Source organism: Macrococcus animalis (assembly GCF_047425875.1).
GTDB lineage: Bacteria > Bacillota > Bacilli > Staphylococcales > Staphylococcaceae > Macrococcoides > Macrococcoides animalis.
Map to the genome: position 1 here is coordinate 1444117 of NZ_CP179727.1, position 13497 is coordinate 1457613.

The 13497-nt window shown below is 32.5% G+C and carries 14 protein-coding genes; 11 read left to right on the forward strand and 3 right to left on the reverse strand.

All coding sequences use genetic code 11. From position 1 onward, the window contains the following. Positions 1-107 precede the first annotated feature (107 nt). The gene (locus tag ACMGE9_RS07560) at positions 108-989 is read right to left on the reverse strand and encodes a 3-hydroxyacyl-CoA dehydrogenase (protein WP_414042197.1); all 882 of its coding nucleotides are present in this window, start codon (positions 987-989) and stop codon (positions 108-110) included. Positions 990-1323: 334 nt separating this feature from the next. Between ACMGE9_RS07560 and ACMGE9_RS07565 the strand changes: the two genes are divergently transcribed. From ACMGE9_RS07565 to ACMGE9_RS07600, 8 genes are all read left to right on the forward strand, one after another. Further along, positions 1324-2499 (forward strand): Rho termination factor N-terminal domain-containing protein, encoded by a 1176-nt coding sequence (locus ACMGE9_RS07565; RefSeq protein ID WP_414042198.1) that lies wholly within the window; start codon positions 1324-1326, stop codon positions 2497-2499. A 172-nt stretch (positions 2500-2671) separates the two neighbouring features. Further along, positions 2672-2923 carry a hypothetical protein gene (locus tag ACMGE9_RS07570; protein WP_414042199.1) on the forward strand — a complete coding sequence of 84 codons (252 nt, stop codon included), beginning with the start codon at positions 2672-2674 and terminating at the stop codon, positions 2921-2923. A 101-nt stretch (positions 2924-3024) separates the two neighbouring features. Continuing rightward, positions 3025-3963 carry a nucleoside hydrolase gene (locus ACMGE9_RS07575; RefSeq protein ID WP_414042200.1) on the forward strand — a complete coding sequence of 313 codons (939 nt, stop codon included), beginning with the start codon at positions 3025-3027 and terminating at the stop codon, positions 3961-3963. A 181-nt stretch (positions 3964-4144) separates the two neighbouring features. After that, complete coding sequence (locus tag ACMGE9_RS07580) at positions 4145-4642, forward strand: hypothetical protein (RefSeq protein ID WP_414042201.1); 498 nt, start codon at positions 4145-4147, stop codon at positions 4640-4642. A gap of 11 nt (positions 4643-4653) precedes the next feature. Beyond that, the gene (locus ACMGE9_RS07585) at positions 4654-5328 is read left to right on the forward strand and encodes a response regulator transcription factor (RefSeq protein WP_414042202.1); all 675 of its coding nucleotides are present in this window, start codon (positions 4654-4656) and stop codon (positions 5326-5328) included. Further along, positions 5315-6508, forward strand: a complete 1194-nt coding sequence (locus ACMGE9_RS07590) for a sensor histidine kinase (protein WP_414042203.1) — start codon at positions 5315-5317, stop codon at positions 6506-6508. The genes ACMGE9_RS07585 and ACMGE9_RS07590 overlap by 14 nt, the downstream gene beginning before the upstream one ends. A gap of 82 nt (positions 6509-6590) precedes the next feature. Further along, the gene (locus tag ACMGE9_RS07595; protein ID WP_414042204.1) at positions 6591-7016 is read left to right on the forward strand and encodes a DUF2231 domain-containing protein; all 426 of its coding nucleotides are present in this window, start codon (positions 6591-6593) and stop codon (positions 7014-7016) included. Between the two features lie 16 nt (positions 7017-7032). Further along, a complete protein-coding gene (locus ACMGE9_RS07600; protein ID WP_414042205.1) occupies positions 7033-7989 on the forward strand; it encodes a cation diffusion facilitator family transporter in 957 nt (318 codons plus the stop codon). A gap of 31 nt (positions 7990-8020) precedes the next feature. Here ACMGE9_RS07600 and ACMGE9_RS07605 read toward each other — a convergent pair whose 3' ends face one another. After that, positions 8021-8305 carry a hypothetical protein gene (locus ACMGE9_RS07605; RefSeq protein ID WP_414042206.1) on the reverse strand — a complete coding sequence of 95 codons (285 nt, stop codon included), beginning with the start codon at positions 8303-8305 and terminating at the stop codon, positions 8021-8023. 138 nt (positions 8306-8443) lie between these two features. Here ACMGE9_RS07605 and ACMGE9_RS07610 point away from each other — a divergent pair, with 138 nt between their 5' ends. From ACMGE9_RS07610 to ACMGE9_RS07620, 3 genes are all read left to right on the forward strand, one after another. Beyond that, positions 8444-9127, forward strand: coding sequence for a CBS domain-containing protein (locus tag ACMGE9_RS07610; RefSeq protein ID WP_414042207.1), 684 nt, complete (start codon positions 8444-8446; stop codon positions 9125-9127). 216 nt (positions 9128-9343) lie between these two features. Further along, a complete protein-coding gene (locus ACMGE9_RS07615; protein WP_414042208.1) occupies positions 9344-10231 on the forward strand; it encodes a hypothetical protein in 888 nt (295 codons plus the stop codon). Between the two features lie 277 nt (positions 10232-10508). Beyond that, complete coding sequence (locus tag ACMGE9_RS07620) at positions 10509-11654, forward strand: hypothetical protein (protein ID WP_414042209.1); 1146 nt, start codon at positions 10509-10511, stop codon at positions 11652-11654. A gap of 166 nt (positions 11655-11820) precedes the next feature. Here the strand turns inward: ACMGE9_RS07620 and ACMGE9_RS07625 are convergent, their stop codons facing one another. Then, on the reverse strand, positions 11821-13434 hold the full coding sequence (locus tag ACMGE9_RS07625; RefSeq protein ID WP_414042210.1) for an ABC transporter substrate-binding protein: 1614 nt from the start codon (positions 13432-13434) through the stop codon (positions 11821-11823). Between the last annotated feature and the right edge of the window lie 63 nt (positions 13435-13497).

Genomic DNA, 13497 nt, shown 5'->3' on the forward strand with positions numbered 1-13497 from the left:
AAAATATGTCATATTTATAACGAAGAAATGAGGAGGTAATCAGAAGAGGTGTGAGAAAAAACACAAAAAAACTCCGAATGATTCAGTTCGGAGTTAATTTCTTTAATTTATCCTTTTAAAAAGTTTGGATCTTTATAACTTGGATTTGGATATTTATAGAATCCTTCCCCTGTAGCAACACCTAATTTTCCTGCATCAATATACTCTTTTAACATGTCTGTTACGGCATTTAACTTGGGATTTGCTTGTGCAGCTTGCAACGAAATATTATAAGCTGTTGTTAAACCAACGACATCTAAAATTGCAAATGGACCCAGTGGTGCACCGGTTGAAATCATCCAAGTTCTATCAATAGTTTCGACGTCACCCACTCCGTTTGCATACAACATCTCTGCTGATTGTAGTAGCGGTACAAGCAATGAGTTTAAGATATAACCAGGCTGTTCTTTTTTTACTAAAATGGGTACCATATTAATTTGTTTCGCGAAGTCCATCACAATTTGATTATACTTCGGATCTGTTGTGTCGTGACTCATTACTTCTGCAATATTATTTTGCCAAATAGAGTTTGCAAAGTGTAGTGCTAAGAATCGATCTGGGCGATCAGTGAAATCGCGGAATGAACTTGGCATCATTGTTGAAGAATTCGTTAAGAAAATGGTTTTCTTTGGTGCAATACCCTGAATACTTTCATATAAAGTCTGCTTTGCTTCTAAATTCTCGGCAATGGATTCAATCATCACATCGCTATCTGCTAACACTTCGTTCATATCCATAGAAATTTTAATAGAATCATGTGCTGCTTGTGCTTTTTTAGGATTATTAAAATAAGCACCGTAGATAGGAATAAGCTTTTCTAATTTTTCTTGTATACGTTCAACTGATGCTTCACTTCTAGCATACATACTAACATTGCAATCAAAGAATGCACTTTGAAATGCGATTTGACTTCCTAATACACCGCCACCAATAATACTTACATTTTTCATATAGACACTTCCTCTTTATATTTATCGGCCATGATAATAGGACCGTTAACACTATAGTGCGAATCATGTTTTACTGTATTTATTTAATTCTATTATACAACATTTCAAAATTTTGTATGCTATTGTTTTAACAAAAATTAATAAGAGTTAATATAGAGTAGGCTTTTAATAAATATAGGTATCAATTTACATTTTTATTAGAAAATATTAGTGTTACATTTAAACTCAGGTTGATATTTGATAGAATAGAGTAAATATAAATAATAATATTATTTAATCTTAATGTAATAGATACAATGCTTCATTTGAAAGAATGAGCCACGGAGGATAAACTATGACGAACGATAATACAATCGACATCAAAGAACAAGAAGAAAGAAAAAAGTTTGCCGTTGAAAATTTTAATAACAACTCACTTAATTGGTATTTAGAAGCTTTATCGAAAGATGAATTAAAGAATATTTGTCGAAATCTTGGAATCAAAGGTTTTTCATCAAAGAATAAAGAAGATTTGATTAAGCTAATCACTGAAACATTCTTCGGAGACTATGATATCTTAAAAGCAATGTTACAAACATACGACAGCGGATTTAAAGTGGTGCTTGATAATATTACAGAACAAAAAGAGAACTATGTTGTTTTTCATTATGACATCCCAGATGATGTATTCTTGTTCTATGCAGATGGTACAGAATTATTATTTATCCCACAAGATGTGAAAGAACACATTCAAAGGTATAAGCAAGAACATCCAGAGTTTAAAGTGGAAATTGATAATATTCATTTCTATCGTAGTGCATTAAATTTATATGGATTTGTGAGCTTAAAGCAGTTAGCCATTTTAAAAGAACAATACTACAATATATTGATGACTGAAGAAGAAATTCAAGCAGAACTTGTTACACTAATGCCTGAATACGAAGCGTTGATTAAAGAAGGTAGTGTTAAACATAAAGAATTAGAACAGGTAAACATAAACTTAAAAGCATTAACGCATGATAAAGATTATTATGTTCCTGCACTTGAAGATTTTAAATTATATACAAATCACTTCTATATTGAGCGAACGGATGAGATTAACACATTAGTTAAATATATTGAAGAAGGTATTACTGAAGCGTTTAAGGGAACAAGTACAGGTAAACTAATCATTAATACAATTCTTTTCGGATTACGAGCAAACGAAACACCAGAACAAATCCTGTTACATATTGATAATATTGAAGAAAATGGATTTGTTAAGTTTGAAGATCGTGACACATTAACGCAAGTTATTGCACAAGCATTATATTCAGCACGACTTTGGATTTTAAATGGTCATAAACGTGAAGAAGTACAAAATGAAATTAAACTTGTTCCGCAACAAAAGAAACCAGAATTGAAAGTAGTAAAAGATAAAAAGAATAAAAATAAGAAAAAACCAGTACAATTAAAGAGAAAATCAAAAAAACGTGGGAAAAACAAAAATATCGCTCACGTCGCGAAATTAGATGATTATCGTAAAAATTAAATTTCGAATAGCAACATGTATGAATTAAATTACCTTAAATTGATACGAACAAAGGTTTGATTTAGAAAAAGGTAGAGATACCCAATGTTGTTTGAAATACTAAGCGTATTACTAGTGACGAAATACATTAGATGTTATAGTGTATCGTAACGAACATTTAGAGGTGAACAGATTGAAAAGAACTGGAGAAACAACTGTTTGGGGTCAAATATACAACATATTAAATATTGGGGTCGTTATCTTAATCATTATTCGATTAATTACAGATATGAACTTCAATATGATTATCGTTTGTTCATTTGCCGCATTATTAGTCCTTGGACTTTTAGATAGTTTAGATCGCAATGCATGGCGTGAAAACATGTTCCGCCATATTTTTGACTTTATATTACTTGTATTATTCGCAGCACTTTACTTCGGATAAAATTCAAATTGTCATAAAATAAGACTTCAAAGCTATTGAAATACCTTGCCTAATATTCATATAATGGGAGGTATTAAAAAATAGATTGGAGTCTTATTTTTATGAAAACGAATGTATATTTTAACCATGATGGTGGCGTTGATGATTTAATCTCGTTATTTTTATTATTACAAATGGATAGCGTAAAGCTGACAGGTGTTAGTGTAATCGATGCTGATTGTTATATCGAACCTGCAACATATGCTTCAAGAAAGATTATTGATCGATTTGGTGACGGTAAGTTAGAGACTGCGAAATCAGTTATTCGTGGGAAGAATCCTTTTCCGAAAGACTGGAGAATGCATGCGTTCTTTATGGATGCATTGCCAATTCTTAACGAAAAAGGATCAATTGATGCGCCATTATCGAAAGTACCAGCACATCAACATTTAATTGATGCTGTGATGAATGAAAAAGAGAGAACGACTCTTTTATTTACTGGTCCTTTATCAGACTTAGCTGAAGCATTAAAAGTAGAACCAAAAATTACAGAAAAAATTGAAAAACTTGTATGGATGGGTGGCACATATTTACCTGATGGTAATGTGCATGAGCCGGAGCATGACGGAACTGCAGAATGGAATGCTTATTGGGATCCTGAAGCGGTAGGTGTGGTTTTTGATACAGATATCAAGATTGATATGGTAGCTTTAGAAAGTACAAATCAAGTTCCGCTTACACCGGCAATTCGTCAAATGTGGGCAAATGAACGCAAATACCCAGGTGTGGATTTCTTAGGTGTAAGTTATGCAGTCGTGCCACCATTAGTTCATTTTATTACGAATTCGACGTATTTCTTATGGGATGTATTAACGACTGCATCAGTAGGTAAACCTGAACTTGTGAAATCAAAAGAGATTCTATCTGGGGTTTATACTGAGGGACCAAGTCAAGGGAGAACATATGAAATGGAAGAAGGAAGACCTGTAAGTGTCGTATATGATGTAGATCATGATGGATTCTTCAACTATATTACAGATTTAGCGAAGAAAGTGAAATAAGCTTTAAGCTTATTTTGACCTCGAAATCACATACATCTTCAACCCGACATGTCCGATATTACTAAGATATCGGACATGTTTTTTCATTTCAAAATACTTAAGAATCGTTATCAGTACAATAATGTAGCGCAATACAAATTTACTTGTTACACTTATTAAAAAAATATATAGGAGAACAAAGATGTTCAATATATTCAAGAAAAAACAACAAAAAACAAACGATATGCTAACGGTATTAGGTGTCGATGATCGTGTGCGTGGCACAGTAGGTGAGGAATACTTACACCATGAACAACAAATTATCGAATTGATTACACCTATCACAGAAGATGAAGCAAAGACAATCATCAGTGGCTTACCAAACAATATTTATTGGATGGTAGGTCATGTTCTTGTAGAGAACGAATACCGTTTATCTCCGAACGAAGTAGATCCACAAGTCGCTTCATTAGCGAAATATTTCAAATCAGGTACGAGTCCGGAAGACTTTGATCAACAGATTCCATCATTCGAAACATTAAAATCATTGCTAAAAACTCAAACAAAGCGTCTGCTTGGCGAAATGTGTGAGAAACAACAATTAAATACGAAGCATGATGACATCGAATTCGCAGCGAATCATATGACGCTTCACTTAGGTCAACTCAAAACAATGTATCAACTTTTATCTGCAAGCTAAAGGAGATTACTATGCAAATTCTAATAATAGAAGATGATTTACGTTTAGGTAAAATGATGAAACTACTCCTCACGAAACAGAGTTACGTTGTAACATGGTTAACAAGTGGCTCAGAGGCACTCGATTATGCTAATACAGACCGATTCGACATGATTCTCCTCGATTGGATGCTCCCAGATATTCAAGGGATTGATATTTTAAAACAATTACGCGCAAGTCACATCACAACACCGGTTATTATGATGACAGCTAAAGGTGAATTAGAAGATAAGATTTCAGGTTTCGAAACGGGTGCTGATGATTATATTGTGAAACCGTTCGAGTTTGAAGAACTCAATATTAGAATTAACGCGTTACATCGTAGAAGTGTAGGTCAAATGACAATGATGCTCGAGGTGGGTCCAATACAAGTTGATACTTCGAAAAAGCGCGTCTATATTAATCAAACTGAATTCAATTTAACGAATAAGGAGTATACGCTTCTCATATTACTGATGGAATATCAAGGCATTGTATCGAAAGACATTATCCTCGATAAAGTGTGGTCAATTGATGAAGTCGTAAGTGATAACAATGTGGAAACGTTAATTAAACGGCTTAGACAAAAGTTAGGTACGACGATTGCACCATACAAAATTAAATCCATACGAAACATGGGGTATACATTAACCAATGATGCATCCTAATCAACGTGGTCTCTATCTCATGTTTGCGACGAGCATTTTTATATTACTTATTACATTTTCAATTATTACATACATCAGTACAGCTTCAAGCATCAATTATCAGTTGAAACTGAAGTCCGACAACATATTAAATTCAGAATACAAAGAGCATTTCAATGAGAACTCAAACGGGCTTCATCTTGATTTGAAAAACGACCAAGAAGAACAATCCAATCAAATTTACTTTATTACAAAAGACAATCAAATTATTAAACAGCCCGCGTATCAACGCAAGCTCATTCAAAAAATCAACCAAACACTTTCGCACGACAAAGAATATCAACATCATTATATTGATGTACTGCAGTCACATTACTATGTATCGAGTAAAAAGGTTATACTCTACAATCAATCATCTGTATATATGTATACAGTTTTTGATACGACTGAAAGTTATCACGGCTTATCTCAACTTAAAAATATATTAACAGGTTTAACAGTCTTATATCTCTTTTTAATCTTACTCATGACATATTTCTTCTCAAAAAAAGCGATGGCACCGCTCGAATTAGCGGTTAATAGACAAAAACAATTCGTTCAAGATGCATCTCATGAACTTAAAACGCCACTCGCAGTAGTAAAAGCAGGTACTGAAGTAATTGAGCAATTTGATGGTGCACAGTTATCCGATACCGGTAAAGAAATGATAACAGATATTAAAGCTGAAGTGGATCACATGAATGCACTAGTTACAAACTTATTATCGCTAACGCGACTAGAGCAAGACATGCAAATAGAAGAAGTTGATCTTAGCCAACTTATCACAGAAAGTATGCACTATTTCCAAAAAACACATGATATTAAAGTGAATCATTCTATCACATCTCATACAATCATCAAAGGGAATCATCAAGCATTGAAGCGAGCACTCTCGATTCTATTTGAAAACGCAATAAAATATGGAGACAAGCCGACAGTCACGCTATATTTAAATAATCGTTGCCTCATTTTTAGTGACGATGGACCAGGCGTTACACCAAAAGATTTACCGCATCTATTTGAACGTTTCTATAGAGGGAATACGTCACAATCGGGTACAGGCATAGGTCTTGCGTTATTTAAAGAAATTATGGATCAACACGCAGCAACGGTCGATGTAACAAACGATAATGGATTAAAATTTACGATTAATTTTCGATAAATAAGGAATGTCAGTTTCATGTCAGTTTCACTTGTTATCTTATCTATATAGAAAAAATACAAAACAAGGAGGAACAAACTATATGCCCTTACATCCATTAATCGTCCATTTCCCAATCGCCCTATTACTAGTCGGAACTTTATTTGAAATTGCTTCATTGAAATATAGAAATCAATTAAATTTAGCAGGAACACTCTTGCTTACATTAGGTTTTATTAGTGGAGTATTTGCTTTCTTAACAGGAGATAGCGGAGAGAGATTCGCTGAGATGCACTTCGGTGAGGTAGAACATTTAATTCACCAACATGAAGACATGGCACGAAACGCAATGATTATGTTCGGAATAGCAGTCGCATTAAAATTATTCACACACTTTAATCACAAATATCAAAAATCAATTTATATCGCTGTGATTGTACTTGCAATCATTGGCAGTGTATTATTAGCTTACACAGGTCACTTAGGTGGTCAAATCGTTTACGAAAATTCTAAAATATTAAACCACTAACAAAAGGAAGATTATTATGAGAAAACAATTAGAAAGTCCAAAATATTTTCACCACGTAGAACATTTAAAACAGCAACAAGGCTCAAAACGTACGCTTTGGGTATCACTGTATATCACATTATTCTTCACGATTGTTGAAATTGTGGGAGGTATATTATCTAATTCACTGGCATTATTATCTGATTCAATGCACATGTTAAGTGATGTACTTGCTTTAGGGTTATCCATGCTCGCAATTTATTTCGCAGCGAAAGCACCAACTGCAAAATATACATTCGGTTATTTACGTTTAGAAATATTAGCTGCATTACTTAACGGATTAGCTTTAATCGTTATTGCGCTCGGAATAACTTATGAAGGTATTATGCGTATATTAAACCCTCAAACGGTTGACGTGAAATTAATGCTTATCATCTCTACGATTGGTTTAATTGTCAACATTATACTAACAATTATCTTAACGCGTTCACTAAAGGACGAAGATAATATTAATGTGCAAAGTGCATTATGGCATTTTATTGGAGATTTATTAAATTCAGTTGGCGTCATCTTAGCGGTTGTGATCATTTACTTCACGAGTTGGACCTTAATTGATCCGATTTTAAGTATCATTATTTCTATTATTATCTTCCGTGGTGGATATAAAATTTGTAAAAATACATGGGGTATCTTAATGGAGAGTGTACCGGAAGGCTTAAATACGGATGAAATTATCGCTACGATGAAATCACATCCCGCAGTAGTAGATGTTCATGAATTTCATTTATGGTCAATTACGACAGATCATCTGTCAATTACAGCTCACGTAATTGTAGAACCTTCTACAGACGATAAGAACTATCAAGTTATCAATGAATTATCACAATTATTAATCGAAAAATATAATTTAAGACATTCAACACTGCAAATAGAACATTTAGAAAAAAATAATCCAGATAACGCATATTTTGAAGATGTGAAATATCATGAATAAAACCGTTTGCAGTGAAAAGCTGCACACGGTTTTATTTTAAGATTTGTTTATTACTCGGAATTGGTGACACGTCCGATAATTTATATACATTATGACTAATGAATTGTAGTTCATCTAAATAACGGGTAATGTAACGTAAGAGACGTAATAATGTATAGTCATCATTGTTCGTTTCCATAATACGGTCGTATTTTAATGCCCTACAACGTAAGCGCATAAATGAAGGAGCTTCCTGGTACAGTTCATTTTGATAAATAGCACATAGCCACTTTTGGTTGAAGCGATCAATAATTTCATAGTTTCTTAGTGCATTCACGTGGAAGCCCCCCTTTCTTAGTAAATTTAATATAACACGGAAATTATACGAATAATATGAAAATAATTTACAATAATTGATTCATATTTTATTAATATAAAAATTGTGTTGTTTGATACATAATTTGGAGGGATATCTATGACAACAGCAGAAAGATTTTTAAATGCATTTAATACAATAGAAAAGTATTTAACTAAATATAACCTTAATAAAGGGTATGCGTCATTTTCGAGATTAATCGATTACGCAATAAATAAAGATAAAGTCGTGGCGCAATATAAAGACGACTTAAAGCAGTTTGCTGAATTAAGAAATGCAATTGTTCATAATACACGTTCGGGTGATAACCGTGTGATTGCAGAGCCCCATGAAGAGGTTGTGAAGGAAATCGAACTTATTACTGAGATGCTTATTCATCCACCACGTGCGATTGAAAAAGCTACGAAGAAAGTAGTAACATTTCATATCAATGATTTACTGACAACAGTGCTAGCTCAAATTAATGCTTCTAAATTTACACAGTTTCCAATTTATAATGGCAAGACGTATGTCGGATTGCTAACAGAATCAGGAATAACACGATATTTTGCAGATAATCATCATAGAGAAATAGGAATAATTAAAGTATCAGAGGTGATTGCTTATGAACAAAAAGAACGTGCTGCTTTTGTTGACGAAGGAGCAACTGAAATCGAAATTGTGAGTATGTTTAAATCCTTTAATGAACGTAATGAAAAATTAGAAGCGGTACTAATTACGGATTCCGGAACGAAAGAAGGAAAACTAATAGGTTTGATAACTTTATACGATTTATTAAATTAATTCGAATTAAATTTTTCATGAAATGAAAAGAATGGTTAATTTTATTTCATATAGATAATATTGTAAATATATGTTTCAAATTTACACGGCATAACTTATAATGATAAAGAATACATCATAATAGATTGGGTGAGAGATTTGAAGTATATACTGGGTATTTTAGCTTGTGTATTTTTAATTTTTACAACTGGATGTAGCAATAAGGAAGAAAAAATTATGAGTGCGAAAAGTGCGAGAAAAGCACAATATTTATACCAATGGTCTGGCTCAAAAAAAGATGATATTATGCTAGTAAATTCAGCTGTCAAACATTTCTTTGATCGTTATGCTGAAGCTTACAACAAAGGGAACTACAATCTACTCACTTCAACAGTAAAAAAAGGTTCAATCGCTGAAAATGAAATCAAGGCGGAAATAGAAAGTGGTAAATTCTCAAATATGGTTGTATATAGTAATACAATAGATAAAATCACGACACAAAAAGATGAGTATATAGCAATTGTTGGTAAAGAAATCTCTAATATGTCGACAAGTGAAAGAACTTATTCAGAAACACTATTTCATTTCTCATATGACAAAGCATTAAAACAAATGATGATTACTCAAGTTTCCGACTTAGTGAACAGTGAACTAAAGGTAAAAGACAAATCACAAGCACAAAAAGATGCAAAAGGTAATGGTGTAGTTATTGATGTGCTTTCTACAGATTTCCAAAATAAATTTTTCATGGATAATAGTCGCTTTGTGGGTGGGATTGCAAATCAAATGAGCTTCCAAGTAATTAAAGATAAATATGGAGATTTCACAGATCATACCATTATTAATCAAAAGAAATATTATATATTCGGTAATGCTGGTGTGAGCTTTAATAAACAATTAGATGATAAAAGTACTGGTGCAGAATCAGTGCAAGATATGGTTATCGTACCTGAATATATGCTGTATCAAGATGTGATTGCATTCTACGGTCAACCTGATAAAGAAAGATTAGATGATACAGATGATCCACGTGTTATTTATGAAAATGAAATTGGGACTGTAAAAGTTGCATTCCATCTTTCGACAAATAAAAAAGAAGTAGAATACGTTGAAAAGTTAAAATAGGAAGACAAGGCTGGGACAGAAGTGTTCTGCCACAAGCAGAAATCGAACAAAACTAATAAATCGCTCTTTGATTTGTAGTTTTCGTTCGATTTTTGTCGTAGTGGCAACTTCTGTTCCGCCGTTTAGACTGTTAATTGTAAGAGGATTAGGACACTTATGTCCCAACCACTAATTTTTGTTTTGAAAAAAGTTACAATAATGAATAAATTTCTTTTTAGGGTACAAATACGCATCTGTGGTAAAATAGAAGAAAATAAATTAATGGATGGTGTCCGTCATGCGTGTGTATAAAATCATGTTGGCAGTTTTGTTATCATTTGTTCTTACAGCTTGTAATAACGATACTGAGGAAAAGCCAAACGTAGATAAGAAGACAACGACTACAGCTAATGTTAAGAAAGATGATTCGAAGGATAAGACAGAGAAATCTAATCCTAAGTCTGAAGAGCAAGAGAAATCTAAAGATGAAGCAAAAAAGAAAAAAGATAATTCTTCAACGCCTAAAGCAAAAACGAATCAACAAACAAAACATGTAACTAAGAAAAAAATTCCGACAACAGAATCGATTAATGTGAAGCAACTGACAAATCAAGCAATGAGCAATTATTTATCTGTAATGCCTAATGCATTTAGTCAGCGAAATTACAATGCAGTAAAACCTTATATCCGATCAGGATCGAAAGCTGAAGAATACATATTATCAAAGTTGCCGACAGGTAATTTTGATAATTATCGAATCGTATCTCAGAGTATTGATCGCATTGATGTTCGAGATAAATATGCGCATGTAATAGTGACACGTGTAATGTCATCACAAGCAACGGGGAACCAACTTAAACGTGTTATTACAGTATTTGATTTCTATTACAATAAGCAAACGCGCAAAATGGAACTTTATGACTTTAATGATAAGGCTATCTTTGATGCTGAATCAAATACAGCTAGCTCAGAAACACCTAAAGTGACACCTGCGAAACCACAACAAGCAAAAGGAGATGCTTCTACTTGTGTACAAACGCGACTTCAAATGAGTTGCGAAGGTGTTAGTGACAAGCAATTGCTTAGTACGTACAATGCGATGGTTAAAGCAGGAACACTTCCAAAGGCAGCGTATAATGGCTGTGTGTCATGTACAATAAAAGATGCTTATCAATTAAAGGATAAATCTGCTGTATCGCAAGTGAAGGTGAAGAATTTACCGCAAGCTGTTCAAATGGCATCTGATAAATATCGTTCCAAAGTAGAGGCATATTATTCTGAAATGGACATCGCTATTGTAGGAGCTGAACCGATTAATGGAACAGATATTCAAGAAGATTCAGGTGGAAAGTATTATAAAGTAAAAGCAATAGATATTGATACAAAAGAACTTTTACAAACATATAAAGTCTATATTGCAACTGGTGTAATAGTAGCAGAATAAATAAAATCGGTTTTTTGAACACTCCAAACTTTTTTGAGTACTAAACTTCAACCGTATTAAGAATTCACTTATCTAAATTCATATCAGTTCAACAAAGTATATTTATAAAAAAAGTCCTATCAACCTCAAACTGGTCTGATAGGACTTTTATAATTGATATTGAATTTTATATGATTATGGAACGGTAGTCAACAAATCCATTATTATCAATTTTGTAGTCGATAATATTGTTAGGTATTGTAATCATACGTTTATTCTTTAATATAGGAACAATAATATTTTGTTCGATTAATATTTCTTCAATATTTAAATTAACTTGATGTTTATCATGTGTAGGAGCTGATTCAAACATATTAATTAGCTGCGTTACCTTCGGTTTATCCTTAATAAGAGGAGCAGCAACAGTTGTCAAAAATCCATAAAATGAATAATCAGGATGGCTATATAAACCATACAGCGCAATCATTAAATCTGCCTCAATGGATGAAGCATCCATCTTTACAAATTCTGAAAATTTATAATAGACACGTGTGACATTGAAACCGTAAGATTCAAGGATTGCTGCAATTGTTTCTGCAATGCTTTCAAAATTATCAATAATGGCTACTCGTATTTCATGATTTTGGAATTGATTTTTTACAGGTATAGTATATTCATTCGTTTTAGAATCCTGGAAAAACCCATTGTAGTTAGGAAATAAATTGTCGTCTATATTTAGTAAATATTTGATATGATGTTGAATGATTTGCGTAATATATGCTCTAATTTTCGGATTTTTAACATTGTCACATTGTGTATTAAATAACATCATTACTAAGCTATATACTTCTTCTACAGTCTTCTTCGTTGTACCATCTAAATATGACTCATATTTGTCATCTCGATAGAAATCAATCGGAACTTGTAAATTTATTATTTTATCAATATAAGGGCGACCTTGATGATAATCATCAAAGGCATAGAGCTCTCTATGACTAATATAGTCGTGTCCTAAATAGAAAGGACCAGTTCCAATAAACTGATGATTTTCTTTTTTGTAGATGCTAGATTGAACTGAAGAAAGTATATTTAATATCATAGGTGTACATCTTTCCATGATGATTTGTAAAGAATGTTGGGATAGCCTTTCAATAGAAAGTATATTTGAACGATAGAATTCAAATTTCGGATGTTCAAATAAAGCATTAAGATTATTTACAACATCATCAGCACATAAAATCGTTCCATCATGAAACTTGACGCTTTTCTTTAGGTACAATTTTAGAACGTGTTCATCCATCGTGTAATGTTGAATCAGGTTCTTATTAATTCCATTATCATAATAAAATAGCTGATCATAAATGGTTGATAATAGTTTATAAGAATAGACATCACGTGCTTCAAGAGGATTAATAGAAGTGACTCTTAATGGATACGGTTCATAGAACACAGACATTTTATAGTCATCGTCAGGAAATTTAGAATGAAAAAGTTCAATATACTTAATTCTAGCAGAATCAGACCAGTTCAACTCTAAAAAGACAAGCCATTCTTCATAGCTTAAATTATCTATGTTTTGTTTAATAAAATTAATAATATTCTCTTCGATATCTTTAGTATTGCTGATAGAATATAACCCATCTTTATCTTTAATATTTATAAAGCCTAATTGTGCATACTTATTAAGATAATATAATACATCTTCAATATCATCGGACTTAAAAATATTGCACAATTCTTTTGCGGTAAAAACTTCTTTAAAGTCAAATGATTTCATAAATGTAGTGATATTAATTGACATGACAAGCCCTCCAGTAGAATGACTGATTTTTTAATTTATTTTTATTAACAATTATATATTACA

Coding starts and splice junctions, on each gene's coding strand:
- ACMGE9_RS07560 (WP_414042197.1), bottom strand. CDS start 989: ATGAAAAATGTAAGTATTATTGGTGGCGGTGTATTAGGAAGTCAAATC.
- ACMGE9_RS07565 (WP_414042198.1), top strand. CDS start 1,324: ATGACGAACGATAATACAATCGACATCAAAGAACAAGAAGAAAGAAAA.
- ACMGE9_RS07575 (WP_414042200.1), top strand. CDS start 3,025: ATGAAAACGAATGTATATTTTAACCATGATGGTGGCGTTGATGATTTA.
- ACMGE9_RS07580 (WP_414042201.1), top strand. CDS start 4,145: ATGTTCAATATATTCAAGAAAAAACAACAAAAAACAAACGATATGCTA.
- ACMGE9_RS07585 (WP_414042202.1), top strand. CDS start 4,654: ATGCAAATTCTAATAATAGAAGATGATTTACGTTTAGGTAAAATGATG.
- ACMGE9_RS07590 (WP_414042203.1), top strand. CDS start 5,315: ATGATGCATCCTAATCAACGTGGTCTCTATCTCATGTTTGCGACGAGC.
- ACMGE9_RS07595 (WP_414042204.1), top strand. CDS start 6,591: ATGCCCTTACATCCATTAATCGTCCATTTCCCAATCGCCCTATTACTA.
- ACMGE9_RS07600 (WP_414042205.1), top strand. CDS start 7,033: ATGAGAAAACAATTAGAAAGTCCAAAATATTTTCACCACGTAGAACAT.
- ACMGE9_RS07610 (WP_414042207.1), top strand. CDS start 8,444: ATGACAACAGCAGAAAGATTTTTAAATGCATTTAATACAATAGAAAAG.
- ACMGE9_RS07615 (WP_414042208.1), top strand. CDS start 9,344: ATGAGTGCGAAAAGTGCGAGAAAAGCACAATATTTATACCAATGGTCT.
- ACMGE9_RS07620 (WP_414042209.1), top strand. CDS start 10,509: ATGCGTGTGTATAAAATCATGTTGGCAGTTTTGTTATCATTTGTTCTT.
- ACMGE9_RS07625 (WP_414042210.1), bottom strand. CDS start 13,434: ATGTCAATTAATATCACTACATTTATGAAATCATTTGACTTTAAAGAA.